The organism is Aquirufa sp., from assembly GCF_964796385.1.
This window is the reverse complement of record NZ_CBAUBA010000009.1, coordinates 37,631-53,190: the sequence shown is the minus strand read 5'-3', so window position 1 is coordinate 53,190 and position 15,560 is coordinate 37,631. Positions and strand designations below refer to the sequence as shown.

The window sequence follows — 15,560 nt, the reverse complement described above, 5'->3', positions numbered from 1 at the left end:
TTATTTTTTTTGCATCGCTTCGATAAAAGCAAAACGAATGTTTTGTGAAAAAGCTAGGTTAAAAGCAGGAATCTGCATCCGCTCTGGATGCCACTGTACTCCTAAAAAAAAAGGTAATTCCTGATCTGCATATTCAATGGCTTCCACCACCCCATCAGTGGAACGCGCAGCAACTTTAAGTCCGCTTCCCAACTTATCTATGCCTTGGTGATGAGCTGAGTTGACCATTCCAGAAGTAAGTCCACAAATTTTTGCTAATAAGGTATCTGAATCGACCTCAATTTGATGTTCAAAATCACCTGTAGCGGTCTTTCGGTGATTCAAAAAATCACTTTCTTGAAGATCCTGGAATAAGGTTCCGCCTAAGGCCACATTAACTAATTGAAGGCCCCGGCAAATTGCCAATAACGGTTTATTTTGCTTTTGAGCATAGTTGAAAACAGCTATTTCAAAATGATCCCGTGATTCGTTAAAATCCGTAGAATTAGGGTAATTAGTTCGTTGATTTTGGTAAAATTGAGGATGTAAATCGATTCCACCAGTCAGCAAAAAACCATCACAACGCTCGAAATCATGTGTATTTTGATCTTGATATGCTAAGATAATAACCTCGATATCTTCACCCGAAATCCATGTTGGATAATTTTGAAAATTGGTCGCTGATGAAGTTATTCCAATGGTGCACATACCTTATAATGCTTCCTGATAAAGTGCCCTAAAATCAGATTGAGATACGGGTTTTGGATTATTGGGATGTGCAAAATCTGCAAAAGCCAAAGCTGATAACGTATCTAAATGAGACTCTTTGACTTGAATTTCACGTAAGCGATGGGGAATCCCAACCTTTGAATTTAAGTCAAAAAGATATTGAACTACCGATTCCCCTAACTCCGATTTCAAACCTAAGGCCTGAGCCATCCGGGCAAATCGATCCTCAAAACCCGCGATGTTAAAACGCATTCCATAAGGGATATTAATTGCATTCGCCAACCCGTGATGTGTATCTAAAAGAGATGAAAGCGGGTGCGCTAAGGAGTGAACAACACCCAATCCTTTTTGAAACGCAATTGCACCCATCATGGAGGCAAGCAACATTTTTGATCGCGCATTTAAATCGGGTTGTCGTACCGCATCCACCAGCGATTCCGCCACTAAACGCATCCCCTCCAAGGCAATTCCATCACACATAGGATGAAAATTTTTGGCTAAATATGCCTCCATGTTATGAGTCAATGCATCCATACCTGTGGCCGCAGTAACAAAAGCGGGTAATTCCATGGTTAAAAGCGGGTCAGCAAAAACAATTTTGGCCAAAAGTTTCGGGGAGAATAAAATCTTTTTTTGATGTGATTCATCATCTGCAATAATGGCAGATCTACCCACCTCACTACCCGTACCCGAGGTGGTCGGAATGGTGACAAAATGCGGAACATCGTTGGTCACATATACATCACCCCCAATTAAATCATCATAGACAAACAAATCCTCCCGATGGTTTACCTGAAGTACGATGGCACGCGCAACATCCAAAGCTGCACCTCCACCGATTCCTACTAAACAATCTCGGTTTGTTGCATCCCAAACAGCCGTTCCTGCATATACGTCCGACTTAACCGGATTTTTATGGATGGACGAAAAAACTTCTACAGATATACCTGCATGAGCTAAATCAGCACAAATATTTTTAAAAAATCCAAGTTCTGCAATCACCGGATCGGTCACGAGCAGAGGCCTAGAAAAACCATGGTTTTTTAAATAGGGGGCTAATTCTTTTACCGCTCCAGCCCCAAACCGAATAATAGTCGGGAAATTAAATTGTCTTACTTGATTAAAATCCATCTTAAATTATTTCAAAATACCTTCTTTTTTCCCAATCGTTCACTACGCGGCCATATTGCTGACATTCCCACTCCCGGGAAGCTACAAAATGCTTTACAAACGTTTCACCAAATAATTCAATGGCAATGGGTGAATGTTTCATTGCCTCCGTTGCCTGATGCAAACTGCCCGGCAAACGTCCATATGAAACATCAGCGTAACCATTTCCTATAGTAGGTTCTTGCAAAGCTAATTGATGTTGAATGCCATACAAACCACTCGCTAAACAGGCGGCCATGGCCAAATATGGATTCACATCTGAGCCTACCACCCGCGTTTCAAGCCGTGTTGATTTCTTACTTCCAGGAAGAGCACGCAAAGCAACCGTCCGGTTGTCCACTGCCCAAGTAAGCGTTGTGGGAGCCCAAGCTCCTTCCACTAAACGCTTATACGAATTGATCGTAGGCGCAAACATGGGTAAAATAAATGGCAAACAATGGAGTTGGCCCGCAATATAATGCCGCATGGTTGCACTCATTCTTTGCTCATCCATTTCGTCAAAAAACAAATTTTTAGAGGCGCCTGCATCCCAAAGACTTTGATGCACATGCCCACTACAACCTGGTAAACGTTCATCCCATTTGGCCATAAATGTGGCCATAATACCCTGCTTATAGGCTAATTCTTTTACTGATGATTTAAACAAAACAGCCCGGTCGGCAGCTTCTAATATACCTGAATAAGTTATCGCAGCTTCATAAACGCCCGGACCTGTTTCAGTGTGTAAACCTTCTAATGGAATTCCGAAAGATCCTAAATCCGAAAATAGTGATTTGAAAAAATCATTGCGTAAAGTGCTTCGTAAAACTGAATAACCAAACATTCCAGGACTTAAGGGTTTTAAATTTTGGAAATTCTTTTCATGCACGGAAGCAGGTGTTTCCTCAAAATTAAACCACTCAAATTCTTGACTAAAGAAAGGGGTAAATCCGGATTTTTGCGCCACATCTATAACTTTTTCGAGTAAATTTCGTGGACAAACAGCAGCACTATGTTGTGGGGAATCAATCAATTCACACAGAAAAAAAGGAATATTGTTTTCCCAAGGGATCATTCTAAAGGAAGAAAGATAAATGCGCGCAGGGGCGTCAGGATAGCCAGAATGCCAACCCGTATACTGAGAATTTTCATACGCCACATCGGCCATGTCCCAACCAAAAACCACATTACAGAAACCCATTTCTGAATGGATAACAGAGAAAAATTTCTCAGTACTAATGTACTTCCCACGTAAAACCCCATCAATATCTACCAAAGCGACTTTTACTCGTTGGTCTGGATGTTCCCGCACGTAATCAAAAATTTGATTCTCCGTCATGATGACCTTATTTTTTTGGAAAAAACAACTTAAAAAACAGCAAGCAAATTAGGATGATCCCAGCATAAATAAAAAACAAATTTGAATTATTGTATGCAATTAAAAGGAAAGAAGCACCAGAGAGTACGAGGGCAATTAAGGGTGACCACGGGTACCCAGGAACTGAAAATGGCCTTGCTAAATTAGGGGCATTCCTGCGTAATTGAAGTAATGAAAGCATGGCAATAAAATACAGTGTCAAGGCACCCATTACGGAAACCGTTATTATTTCAGCCGTCTTATTTGTCAATAATGCAGCGATTCCGATCCCCATATTGACGAAAAGTGCATTGGCAGGCGTTAAAAATTTAGGATGTAATTTTCCTAAAAATTGGGGAGCAAAACCTTTCAATCCAAATTCGTACGTTGAACGACCCGCTGCTAAAATTAACCCATGAAAAGAAGCAATTAAGCCAAAAAGCCCCACCGTCAGAAGTAAGTGAAATAACAAGGAATTCGTTCCCACAATTTGACCCATCGCTAGGGGAAGTGGGGAGTCAGAGGTTTCACCAGAAAGCCCATTCTTAAAAACAATGGCTTCCCAACCACCTACACCAATCGCGGCAAAAAATACGAGCACACATAAAATAACGAGCGTGAATAGTGCGGAACCAAAACCGCGTTGAATATCTTTCTGCGGATTTTTCGCCTCTTCGGCTACATTTGCCAAACCCTCAATGCCTAAGAAAAACCAAATCGCAAAGGGCAAAGAGGCAACAACTCCATACCAACCATTCGGCCAGGCGTTTTGCTGCATATTCGCCCATTTAAAATGAGGCAATGTAACCCCGGCGAAAATCAAAATTTCAACCACCGCAATAATCGTGATCCATAATTCAAAGGTTGCGGCGGCTTTAATGCCGTAAATGTTGAGCGCTGTGAATATGAAATAGGCCGATAATGAAATCCAAAGAATTGGTATATCTGGGAAAAATAGATTAAAGTAAGCGCCAATACCAAAAGCAATTGCGGGTGGAGCAAAAATAAATTCGATCATTTGGGCTAAACCAGCAATAAATCCAATTTGATTCCCAAAGGCTTTCGTTGCATAATCGAAAACACCGCCAGCCTTCGGAATAGCACAAGCTAATTCCGCGTAAGAAAAACTAAAACACGTATAGAGCAAAATAACGAGGATCGTCGCGAGGGCCAACCCAAGTGTTCCTCCTTCTTTTAGCCCTAAATTCCATCCGAAATACATCCCAGAAATGACATAACCAACACCCAGGCCCCATAACATCAAGGGGCTTAGGACTTTTTTCATGTGAGCTTGATGCTCACTATCGCTTGAATTAAGTTGCATTTAATTGGCATTTGACATTAGATAAAGTAATACCTGATTAAATTATCTACTTAAATTTTACTCAAACGAATGTAGGAAAATATTACCTGAATTGAATGTGTTCTCAAAGAAACTAAACCACTTTTACAATCAATAAAATTACTTAGCCGTCAGCTCAAGTAACCTTCCTCCATCCTCCACACTCACATAAATTTTACCTGCAGGCCCCATTTTCACATTCCGTATGCGGCCAAAATCTGGGAGTAAAATGGTTTCAATTCCAGGAATACCATTTGTCATTTTTATATTAAGTAAATGCTTTCGTGTCAAACTTCCCATCAATAAATTGCCATTCCAATCTTTAAACGAAGTATGATTGATAAAAGTAAGTCCGGAAGGAGCAAGAGCCGGTGTCCATGTCTTTAAGGGCGCAACAATCCCAGGCGCCGTGTGTCCATTACTAATTGTCGTTCCATTGTAATTTATGCCAACGCTATACAAAGGCCAACCGAAATTATTTCCCGCTTCGACTCGATTAAGCTCACAGCCACCACTTGGCCCATGTTCATTAACAAAAAGCCGTCCTGACTTCGGTTCAAAAGCCATTCCCTGCGGATTTCGATGTCCATAACTATATAGGGTACTGCGTTGTGTTTGGCCAGGAAGGATCGGATTATCGCTGGGCACACTTCCATCAATATTCATTCGATGTATTTTGCCCCAGAATGTAGTGATTCGTTGGCTATTTTGATGTGGACTTGAGGCTCCACCCAAACTACCTCCTCCCCCTTCCCCAACACTCCAATATAATTTCCCATCGGGACCAAAAGCAATTCGACTTCCAAAGTGCCCATTCCACGTGGAGGCAGATTCCGTCGTGTGCAACAAGCGCCAATCAGTGGCTACATTTCCACTTAAGGTAAAGCGGGCTAGGGAAAGAAAACCGCCAGTGATGCTGTAAGTAACGAACACCGACTTGCTAGTACCAAAATCAGGCGCAATAGCCAAATCTAATAATCCACCCTGCCCTACTGCCGAAATATTAGTAGGTAATCCCGTAATCCGCGTGGTACTTCGAGTGAGGTTATCAAACAACTGAATTGTCCCTGATTTTTGGGTGTAAAGTAGATTGCCATCAGGCAAAATATCAAAACCCCAAATGATGCCTTGGTTATTGAGTAAGGTCGTAATTTTAATTTCCGGTATGCCCGTTGGTGAAGTACTCGCCAAAGGAGATTCTATCTCTTTTGAACAGGAAAACATGAGCAATAAAAATAGCACGGAAATCTGTACGAGGCATGCCTTGAGAAAATAGAAAAATCTGCTTAGGTTCATTTTAAATTAGCTTCAATTTACAGCTTATTTTCTTGTGTTATTTCCCAAAGAAAAAGCAACATATCGATCACCTGATTTAGTTTTTAGTTTCCCTCCTCCACAGGCGATGACTACATATTGAACTCCGCCAACGGCATAGATGCTTGGAGAGGAATACCCCGCAGCGGGTAATTTAGCCTCCCACACAATTTTTCCGGTTTGTCGATCAAAAGCACGAAACATTTCATCTTTTGTCGCTGCGATAAAAATCAACCCGCCTGCCGTTACTGCTGGTCCACCATATAAATCAGTACCCGTAGGCGCAATACCTTTTAACGTCAATTCGGGATATTCGCCCAAAGGAACCTGCCAAAGGTGCTTCCCCGTATTCATTTCGATTGCGGTTAAAGTTCCCCACGGGGGTCTGCTTACCGGATATCCTCGACTATCATACCAGCGCGTATACCCAGAGCTAGTAAATGGGGAAAAATCCAAACTTGACTTTTTAAATGGCCCTTCAACCGCTACATTTAATCCTTGAACATAAGCCAAAACCGCTTTTTTTTCTGCAGTGGAGAGAAAATTAAATGCAGGCATTCTACCTCGACCCTTACTTAAAATTTGTGTCAAAAGTTGTTCCGAATATTTTTTATGAGCTTCTCGAACGCCAGGTATTGTTCCATCTTCGTTTCCTTCCCGGTTTACACCGTGGCAACTTTGGCAATGCTGAACGTATAAAGATTTTCCAGAGTTTTCAATCGTTTTATCAACGGGTACAAGCGAACTATATACCGGATTTTGTTTGGAAGGGATATACATCACCTGTTTTTCGTCAACAGCGGCGCCACCCCACTGCGCGCCTCCATCAGTACCCGGAAAAAAAACAGTTTTCTTGGTTAAACTCATTGGAATAAAGGGCTGACCCGTCTGGGAAGCACGAAGCATCGTGATGATTTCAGCTTTATTTGAGGCCCATTCATTTACATCTTTTTCAGTGAACGTTTGTTTTGCAAACGGTAAGGGCCAAAGAGGAATTGGCTGTGTTTTTGATGTTTTTTCACCGATTACATCAGATGCAGGAAATGGTCTTTCCTCTATTGGAAAAATAGGCTTACCCGTAACCCGGTCAAACACAAACATAAATCCTTGTTTGCTCAAAATAGAAACTACATCACGCTTTTTACCCGCATGCAAGATCGTGAATAAATTAGGGGGTGCGGGAATATCTCGATCCCAAATATCATGATGTACCGTTTGAAAATGCCAAAGGCGCTTTCCAGTTCGAATATCCAAAGCCAAAAGGCAGTTGGCAAATAAATTATCCCCCTTTCGATTTCCTCCATAAAAATCAAACGCAGCAGAACCAGTTGGCACATACACAATACCTCGCTTGGAGTCTACGGCCATCCCCATCCAACTATTTGCCCCGCCCACATGCACATAATTCGACTTTTCCCACGTTTTGTATCCAAATTCTCCGGGTTTTGGAATGGTGTGAAACGTCCAAATTAATCGACCAGAGGATGCGTCAAAAGCCCGAACATCACCAAGTAAGGCAGAAGCTGACTCAGAGACACGTGTGCCTACGATCAATGTATTTTTATAAATGGAAATTGGCGTATTTAGCACTGCATATTCATCAGCTCCGGGACGTTTTAATCCATCCACTAAATTTATTTTTCCTTTATCACCAAACGTCTTAACCGGTTCTCCCGTAGAGGCATCTAATGCAAATAGAAAAGATCCAAATCCAAAGAATACTACAGGTGAATGATTTGTTGGTGCATAATATGCCACACCCCGACTAGACATGGCAGGCGTATTTTCCCGAATTGTTGTTTTCCAAATTTCTCGACCACTTTGGGCATCTATAGCGAAGGCTTGTGATCCCGCAGAAACCCCGTATAAAATCCCTTTTATGATAATGGGATTACATTGCATTTGGGTGGTATGGTGAATTGTATCTGCCCCACCGGAGGCATAGACCCATGCAAGCTTTAAATTCTTAACATTAGCGGGCGTAATTTGCGCAAGCGGTGAATAGTGATTTCGAGTATCACCTCCATGATATCCTTCCCAATCCGTAAATTCAGGAGAGGTAAAAAAGCTAAAAAAGCCAATTAAAAATATTGATGCCAAAAATCTCACGCGGGAAGATAAAAAATATTTTTTGGTTTTTCGAGGAGAATTTTTCATTTTACTTAGTGAAAAAAATACACCATTTAGCAAAAACCAACTGATGAGAATTTACCAACTAATCATTCTCCTATTTTTAAGCCAAACCATCTTGAAGGCCCAAAAGTCTATTGTTTGGAAGGAAAGCTATCCGGGTATTTGGAAAGCGGATATTGGTCAAAAACAAAAACACAGTCTCCTTCAAGCAGCCGGTGGCAAGGTGAATTTGTCCGCGCTAAATCAACTTCCTAAAACCGCATTTCCACTAGATAAAGGGACCATTGAAATCAAAATCATACAAGGGAAAACCTACCTAAAATTGCCGCTCCAACAAGGAGAGCAGTTGTTCGGTTTGGGGCTTAATTTTCAAACGGTAAACCAACGAGGTCGTATTTTAAACCTTCACATGGATCATTTTGGTGGGAAGGATAATGGCCGAACGCATGCGCCTGTTCCTTTTTATGTTTCCTCAAAAGGCTATGGCGTGTTGATCGATGCTGCTCAATACATCACCGTTTATGCTGGAACCGGTGTGCGTGTCGATTCCAAAAACCCACCTGAACTTCAGGACCGAAATACCAATAAAAAATGGAGTGCACAACCTTATTCGGATGCCGTAGAAGTATTGGTCCCAGCGAATGGAACTAGCCTGTATGTATTTGCGGGGCCATCACCTATGCAAGCTGTACAGCGCTATAATTTACTCAATGGCGGTGGCTATTTACCTCCCAAATGGGGATTGGGATTTACGCAACGCGTACCCACACTTTATTCCCAAGAAGACATCTTGAAAGAAGTCGCCAGTTTTGAGGAACATGATTTTCCATTGGATTTTATTGGCGTAGAGCCTGGTTGGCAAAGCATGTCCTACCCATGCACCTTTGAATGGGATACGACGCGATTCCCGACACCCAAATTATTCTTGGCAAAATTAGCGGAAAAGGGTGTTTCAGCTAATCTATGGCTTAATCCCTATGTTTCACCGAAGTCGTCCCTCTATCCCTTGGTTAAAAACCTGACGGGCTCGCATACAGTTTGGAATGGTTTGGTGCCCGATTTTACCTTGGCCCAAACCCGTCAGTTATACAAGAATCATTTCAAAAAAAATCATTTAGACATTGGCGTGGGTGGTTATAAAATAGACGAGGTCGATGGCTATGACAATTGGGTGTGGCCGGATGTAGCAACATTCCCATCGGGCACAAGTGCGGAGGAGATGCGGCAAATATATGGATCATTGGTACAAAAAATGACCGCTGATTGGTACAAAGAAATCAACAAGCGAACCTATGGTTTAGTTAGGGCCTCTAATGCAGGGAGTAGCCATTTGCCTTACATAATTTACAATGACTATTACAATCACAAGGATTTCATCACTGCATTGGTCAATAGTAGTTTTATTGGCGTCCTCTGGACTCCAGAAGTGCGTGCATCCAAAACAGCGGAAGAGTGGATACGAAGAATGCAATCCGCCTGTTTTTCACCAATGGCCATGATCAATGCGTGGGCCGACGGGACAAAACCGTGGACTTTCCCCGAAGTAGCCGAAGCGGTAAAAGAGGTGGCCAATTTACGGATGCAATTATTACCCTACCTTTATACAACATTTGCGGCTTATTACCGGGAGGGAAAACCGCCCTTTCGCGCCATGCAATTAGTAGACGAATTTAGTGACCAAAACATCCAAGAGCGTGGCCTACTAGATGCAACCACAAATCCATATCAAATGACGATTCGGAAAGATATCAAAGACCAGTACATGATGGGTGATGAAATCTTGGTTGCTCCCATGTTTGCAGGGGAAAAAAGCAGGCTGGTAATTTTACCTAAAGGAAAGTGGTATGATTTTTATACAGGAGAATTTGTGGGAGAAAACCAATTGATACAGATTGAACCTCCTTTGGAAAAAATCCCCTTGTTTGTCCGAGATGGTGGTATTATACCGATGGTACCTGTGCACCGACAAGCACCTAAACAAGGTGAGAAATGGCTACTAACGTTGCAACATTATGGACAAAATCCAGGGGCATTTACCTTGTATGATGATGATGGTAAATCGTTTGATTATGAAAAAGGAAAATTCACCTTATCGAAGTATTCGGTTCAACGAAATCCACAAGGGAAATTGGTGGGAAATCAAGCTATTCAGGCACCTATGAGCTATTTGCCGGAGGTAAGGTGGGTATTTATGACGAAATAAAGGATTAACAAATTGACCGTTCGATTTTTATAAATCCATTTGAATAAAAACCAAGTCAGCTGTAAAAAAATCAGTTTTATATAATTGAAATAATTTTTAAGTTTGGCAAGTTATAAAACTCGCTCCTCAAATTATTTAATTCATTTAATGACCATACATATAGCTAAACCAATTTTCTACTATGACTAATTGCCTAAAAATTTTCGCCCTTATTTCGGTTATATCTTCCCAAATAGTTGCGCAGACACAGCAGACCTATGCCGAAAAGCTTGGATTTCCTAAAGGCAAAAAAGTCCTTATTTTCCATGTTGACGATTGCGGAATGTCCTATTCTTCCAATCAAGGTGCTTATAAATCAATGGAGCAGGGAGTAGCTACTTCATGTAGTATCATGATGCCCTGCCCTTGGGCCGCAAGTTTCATTCACTATTTACAGAAAAATAATCCAAAGGCTGATGCGGGTTTACACCTGACATTAACTTCAGAATGGAATGATTACCGCTGGCCAGCACTTGCGGGGTTCCAGCAAGTTCCCGGATTAAGTGATGGAGATGGATGTCTGCACCGGAGCGTCGAACAGGTTATTAAAAATGCGAGTCCGGATGAAGTGGAAAGAGAAATTAGAGCTCAAGTAGAACGCGCAAAGCGTTTGGGATGGGCACCTACGCACATCGACTCACACATGGGAACGCTATTTGCCTATCCCCCATTTTTGGAGCGGTATGTTAAGGTAGGTATTGAGTTAGGCATTCCTGTGATGTTTCCCGGAGGAAATAATAAAATGATGATTGAATCCATGAACTTACCACTTATTAAAAAGATGAAAGCAGATGGGACATGGAAAGAGGGCACCAAATTAGAAGCTAAAAGATATGGGTTGACCGATTTGTTTGGTGAAGCGAGTAAAATGGGTGAAAAACTTTGGAATGCAGGACTTCCCGTTTTAGACGATTTACATACATTTAGCGGCGATTGGAAACCTGCCGGAAACCCAAGCGCTGAAGAATGGGGGAAATATAAGGCCCAACAATGGATTGAAACAATCAAAAATATGAATCCAGGCGTAGCCATGATGATCGTACATAGCAGTGACATTACAGAGGAATTTAAGTTTATATCTGGTTCAGGGGGATCGCGTTTAGCCGACATGAATTCCATGATGAATCCTGAACTAAAAGCCTACATCGAAAAAGAGGGAATTATATTAACTACTTTCCGCGAATTACTGGAGCGCCGCAAAAAGGTTCATTAATTCTAATTTAGAGGTAGTCACGGTCAAAAAACCTTAGTTATTTTCTTTTTTCAAATTCACCAGGTAGCCAAAAAGCGCTGCTGTAAAAAACATAATCAAGCTGTAAATCACGGCTGGCGTACTCATCGCACTATTCCCAATCACCGTTAATGCAATAAATATGGCCAAGGTGCCATTGTGAATACCTATTTCCATACCAATCGCAATAGCCTGCGCCTTGCCTAATTGGAACAAACGTGGTACAAAATAACCAATACCCATGCTAAGAACGTTCAATAGTAACGTGGGGATCCCAACTAATTTAAAATCTTGAACGATATGGGCCTTTTCTTTCAGAATCGTCATGACAATGACTAAAACCAGAAAAAGAGCAGAAATAATTTTAACAGGACTACTCAGTCGTTCCGCCAGGGAGCTTGCTTTGGAACGTATTAGCATGCCAATCGAGACAGGTCCTAAAACAACTAAACAAACCTCGAATACTTTTTTGAATTGCAAAGGGACCACTTGATCCGTTTGCATAAAACTAGCCATAGCAAAATTCACAATAATGGTAATCGAAAAAACGGAAATCAAGCTATTCAAGGCCGTAAGCGTCACATTGAGTGCCACGTCACCTTTGGCAATATGTGAATATAGATTAGCGGTGGGACCACCAGGGGAAGCCGATAAAAGCATGAGACCTACGGCTAATTCAGGCGAAAGATTAAATCCGACCGCAATAAAATAACAAATAGTAGGCAAGAGAATCATTTGACAGACTAAACCAATCAGAACGGCTTTTGGGAAAATAAGTACACGCTTAAAATCTTCTACGCGCAATGAAAGGCCCAAGCCCATCATGATAATAGCCAATGCGAGAGGTAGGAGTACGACAGCTAAAAAATTTGCTTGCATAATTCGTGTAGGTTTAGATGTAATGTCGGTGGCAAATAAAATCGAAATACCTTAAACAAACAAATGCATTTCACCTTGAGTCAAACCAACATTCATTTTCCATATATTCAGAAGTGATTATATGCTTAATGCGTGGGTTGGTTCACTGCATTTGACAAATGACGCAACATTTCAAACGTATATTCCCCCATATTCGGACCAAACCATCCCATAGTTTTAGGCTCATAGGAATCAAAATAAAAATATTTTCCCGGAATGATATAACCCACGTAACTACCATTAAAACTTGTAATGTTGGCATGATAACCTTTGTTGGCCAACGCATCTTTGATTTGAAGCGCAAACTCCCCACTGAAGTCGGATGGTGTCGTAAACCACATAAGATTATCCATTTTAATGACTTGCAAGTAAACATTTTGGGGCAAAGGCATTAATTTTTCACTTAGCCAGCTCGTGAAATGTAAATGATTTGTCAAACGAATGTGGTAAGCGGGTAAGTCCATTTTTAAGCTAATCGAGGACAAATTAATTCGATCTTTGAGTTGCACCTGTGTTAAATGCTTTTCGAGACTGTCAGCGAGCGCCTCTCCTATGTGCTTCGACTTTTCAAATTCGTTGCCCTCTCCTACTGGGCTTTGACTTCCCACAGAGCCACCGCAGAAAATAGCTAGGTCAACAGAACCCTGTTCCATTTTTCGTTGCCAATAACCGGGATAATCTGCACTAAATTCAAAATTATCGGCACCAATGGTCGTTGCATGTGCGCCAAATGATCCAATTACCGCTTTGAACCCTGTTTTTTGTTGAATGGATATATAATTAAACTGGCCATTGATGGTTCCTGTCTCACCGATCAATCGATTTTTGACATAAGGCGCCGCATTAAAATACCCATTCCCAAATCGGGCAGGTTTTAAGTCGGCAATTGCTTTAGTGACCGCTGTTGATATTTGATTAACCAACCATTTTTGAATGGCTACATTGGCTTTCCCTGCAAATTGTTCCCCGATAAAACCTGGCCCCCAAGCTCCTACGCTGGAATGCGTGTGCGAGGCTGAATAAAATACTTGATTTCGTTGGATACCCTTTTTTTGAAGTGTTAAACTAACTTCATCAATGATGTTGGGAGGCATAATGAGCATATCAGCACCCACTATAACGACCAATTGATTGCCCACTTTGATCGCTGCGGCTTTTACAAAAATACTATCATGTGTACCTTTGGCGCTTTTCCCTTTTCGGGCACCAAAACCAGCCAATGGAACTTCGACAAACTTGCCCATTTCTGGACTATCTTGATTATGACCCACACTTGGCGTAATGCTCACTTTGGAGAAACCGGCCTCGAGAAGATCGTCATTGCTTTTCAGCACTTTCTTTAGACTGTCTAAACGCGTTTTCGTTTGTTGGTAGTAGGCCGTTTTAAAATAAGGTGTTTGATCAACGCGGCAAGAAATCAAAAAAGACAGTAAAAAGATTGTGCCAGAAAGCACGGTTCCAATAATCAAACCAATTTTTTTCATAGTAAATCAGAGATACGAAGAAGGCAAAAATAACTAAATGTGTGGATTACTTTTGCTATGCTTTTCAAAAGATGCTCAAGTTAAATTGAAACCAATCACCCATGAAGCGCCGGGGTATTAAAGTTTATTGGAAAATGAAGGCTTTGTGATATTTCCGTTTTCATCAATTGGGTATAATGCGCCCTCCTTCTCTAGCTGTTCACGCATTTGATTAACTAATTGTTTCAATTTTTGAGGCATTTTAGTAGCCAAGTTATTCGTTTCATACGGATCCAATAAAAGGTTAAATAGTTCAAATCTTGTATTAGCAGGGTTTAATGCTGGAAAATAATGATAGACAATCTTCCAATCGCCATTTCGATAGCTTGTAAAATACTTACTTCGGTGATCATGCGGAAAGTGCATTAAAAACGTCTCAGATTTTAACGAATTCGAATTTCCCATCAGATTGACCGCTAATGAAGTGCCGTCAAGAGAATGTCCGATTGGATTTTTTATATCTAATAAATCTAAAATAGTCGGATAGATATCCATAATTGTTCCTAATTGAGTTTGTATGGCACCTTGCTTTATAGGCATTTTTTTCTGCCACGTATTCGTGCGTTCAGGTTTAGCCCAAGAGGCAATAAATGGTATTCGCATTCCACCCTCGTAATGTGTTCCCTTTTTTCCCCTGAGCGGAGCAGAACTTGAAACTTCATGTGTAGGTCCAAGCGGTGCGTCTGAACCATTATCTCCTAAAAAAAAGATAATGGTATTTTCAGAAAGGCTTAATTTTTCTAATTCATTCAAAATTTGACCCAATGAATTATCCATCCCTTCAACCATACTCGCGAACTTTTGAGCTTCCACGCCCCGTAAGGTATCCTTCATATAATGTGCCTTAAATGATGGATCAAACGTAAACGGCGTGTGTACTGCATAATGTGCTATTTGTAAGAAAAAAGGCTTTTTGTTTGCTGCCGCCTTATTTATTTCCTTTTTGGCTTCATTCGTTAAGGCATCCGTCAAAAAAGTAGACGTTTGATGGTAATTTTCTAAATGGGGTACTTGTTGCCTTATACTTCCATTATTCATTTTTTGGGCATAATTTTCTGTACCTAAATAGCTACCTGGATGACCAATTGCAGTGCCCCCAATATTAATATGATATCCTAAATTCAGAGGATTTTCTGCAAAAGACCCAAATGGCCCAAAGTGTGCTTTACCCACATATATTGTTTCATAACCTTGCTTTTGAAGTATTAGAGGCAAAATCGTTGTATCCGTTTTAGGGATTCCTTTCCAATTCCATTCTTTAGGACCTAAGTTGCCGCGGTTATTTTCATCCGGATTAATCCACTGTGTCGTTTTGTGGCGCGCGGCATTTTGTCCAGTGATTAGACTTGCACGCGAAGGCGAACAAACACTTTGTGCGTAAAAAGTGGAAAATCGCATACCTAAATCGGCCAATCTTTTCATATTAGGTGTTTGATACCAATTATTAAGTGGATGGCGTTGAGGTTTTCCCTTGGCATCCAAAAGAAATGGGACAGAAGTATCCATTAGCCCCATATCATCTACCAAAAAGATAATGATATTGGGCTTTGGGGGGCTTTGGGAAAATGAAGTAGGGATAGCCAAAAAATAAAAACTAGCTAAAAGACAAATTCTTGATAAGCTCGAAAACATATAAAATAAGT

The 15,560-nt window shown here is 41.1% G+C and carries 11 protein-coding genes; 2 read left to right on the top strand and 9 right to left on the bottom strand.

Going from position 1 to position 15,560, the window contains the following annotated elements; translation table 11 throughout:
* The 6 genes from AC1W6K_RS04700 to AC1W6K_RS04675 all read right to left on the bottom strand — a co-directional run bounded on the left by AC1W6K_RS04700 (position 1) and on the right by AC1W6K_RS04675 (position 8,027).
* Positions 1–687, bottom strand: coding sequence for a gamma-glutamyl-gamma-aminobutyrate hydrolase family protein (locus AC1W6K_RS04700; protein ID WP_481946625.1), 687 nt, complete (start codon positions 685–687; stop codon positions 1–3).
* 3 nt (positions 688–690) lie between these two features.
* A complete protein-coding gene (locus AC1W6K_RS04695; protein ID WP_481946624.1) occupies positions 691–1,839 on the bottom strand; it encodes an iron-containing alcohol dehydrogenase in 1,149 nt (382 codons plus the stop codon).
* Position 1,840: 1 nt separating this feature from the next.
* Positions 1,841–3,196: a glutamine synthetase family protein gene (locus tag AC1W6K_RS04690; RefSeq protein ID WP_481946623.1), complete on the bottom strand. Its 1,356-nt coding sequence runs from the start codon at positions 3,194–3,196 to the stop codon at positions 1,841–1,843.
* Between the two features lie 7 nt (positions 3,197–3,203).
* Positions 3,204–4,538: an ethanolamine permease gene (eat, locus tag AC1W6K_RS04685; RefSeq protein WP_481946622.1), complete on the bottom strand. Its 1,335-nt coding sequence runs from the start codon at positions 4,536–4,538 to the stop codon at positions 3,204–3,206.
* 138 nt (positions 4,539–4,676) lie between these two features.
* Positions 4,677–5,852: a PQQ-dependent sugar dehydrogenase gene (locus AC1W6K_RS04680; protein ID WP_481946621.1), complete on the bottom strand. Its 1,176-nt coding sequence runs from the start codon at positions 5,850–5,852 to the stop codon at positions 4,677–4,679.
* Positions 5,853–5,876: 24 nt separating this feature from the next.
* Complete coding sequence (locus AC1W6K_RS04675) at positions 5,877–8,027, bottom strand: outer membrane protein assembly factor BamB family protein (RefSeq protein ID WP_481946620.1); 2,151 nt, start codon at positions 8,025–8,027, stop codon at positions 5,877–5,879.
* Between the two features lie 43 nt (positions 8,028–8,070).
* Between AC1W6K_RS04675 and AC1W6K_RS04670 the strand changes: the two genes are divergently transcribed.
* Together AC1W6K_RS04670 and AC1W6K_RS04665 are read left to right on the top strand one after the other, a co-directional pair.
* Positions 8,071–10,206 carry a glycoside hydrolase family 31 protein gene (locus tag AC1W6K_RS04670; protein WP_481946619.1) on the top strand — a complete coding sequence of 712 codons (2,136 nt, stop codon included), beginning with the start codon at positions 8,071–8,073 and terminating at the stop codon, positions 10,204–10,206.
* Between the two features lie 181 nt (positions 10,207–10,387).
* Positions 10,388–11,458: a polysaccharide deacetylase family protein gene (locus AC1W6K_RS04665; protein ID WP_481946618.1), complete on the top strand. Its 1,071-nt coding sequence runs from the start codon at positions 10,388–10,390 to the stop codon at positions 11,456–11,458.
* 33 nt (positions 11,459–11,491) lie between these two features.
* Here AC1W6K_RS04665 and AC1W6K_RS04660 read toward each other — a convergent pair whose 3' ends face one another.
* The 3 genes from AC1W6K_RS04660 to AC1W6K_RS04650 all read right to left on the bottom strand — a co-directional run bounded on the left by AC1W6K_RS04660 (position 11,492) and on the right by AC1W6K_RS04650 (position 15,549).
* Entirely contained in the window at positions 11,492–12,355 is an 864-nt protein-coding gene (locus AC1W6K_RS04660; protein WP_481719433.1) for a bile acid:sodium symporter family protein, read from the bottom strand.
* A 125-nt stretch (positions 12,356–12,480) separates the two neighbouring features.
* Entirely contained in the window at positions 12,481–13,878 is a 1,398-nt protein-coding gene (locus AC1W6K_RS04655; RefSeq protein WP_481719432.1) for a hypothetical protein, read from the bottom strand.
* 117 nt (positions 13,879–13,995) lie between these two features.
* The gene (locus AC1W6K_RS04650; RefSeq protein ID WP_481946617.1) at positions 13,996–15,549 is read right to left on the bottom strand and encodes a sulfatase; all 1,554 of its coding nucleotides are present in this window, start codon (positions 15,547–15,549) and stop codon (positions 13,996–13,998) included.
* Positions 15,550–15,560: the final 11 nt, after the last annotated feature.

Coding starts and splice junctions, on each gene's coding strand:
- AC1W6K_RS04690 (WP_481946623.1), bottom strand. CDS start 3,196: ATGACGGAGAATCAAATTTTTGATTACGTGCGGGAACATCCAGACCAA.
- AC1W6K_RS04655 (WP_481719432.1), bottom strand. CDS start 13,878: ATGAAAAAAATTGGTTTGATTATTGGAACCGTGCTTTCTGGCACAATC.
- AC1W6K_RS04675 (WP_481946620.1), bottom strand. CDS start 8,027: ATGAAAAATTCTCCTCGAAAAACCAAAAAATATTTTTTATCTTCCCGC.
- AC1W6K_RS04665 (WP_481946618.1), top strand. CDS start 10,388: ATGACTAATTGCCTAAAAATTTTCGCCCTTATTTCGGTTATATCTTCC.
- AC1W6K_RS04650 (WP_481946617.1), bottom strand. CDS start 15,549: ATGTTTTCGAGCTTATCAAGAATTTGTCTTTTAGCTAGTTTTTATTTT.
- AC1W6K_RS04700 (WP_481946625.1), bottom strand. CDS start 687: ATGTGCACCATTGGAATAACTTCATCAGCGACCAATTTTCAAAATTAT.
- AC1W6K_RS04670 (WP_481946619.1), top strand. CDS start 8,071: ATGAGAATTTACCAACTAATCATTCTCCTATTTTTAAGCCAAACCATC.
- AC1W6K_RS04680 (WP_481946621.1), bottom strand. CDS start 5,852: ATGAACCTAAGCAGATTTTTCTATTTTCTCAAGGCATGCCTCGTACAG.
- AC1W6K_RS04695 (WP_481946624.1), bottom strand. CDS start 1,839: ATGGATTTTAATCAAGTAAGACAATTTAATTTCCCGACTATTATTCGG.
- AC1W6K_RS04660 (WP_481719433.1), bottom strand. CDS start 12,355: ATGCAAGCAAATTTTTTAGCTGTCGTACTCCTACCTCTCGCATTGGCT.
- eat (WP_481946622.1), bottom strand. CDS start 4,538: ATGCAACTTAATTCAAGCGATAGTGAGCATCAAGCTCACATGAAAAAA.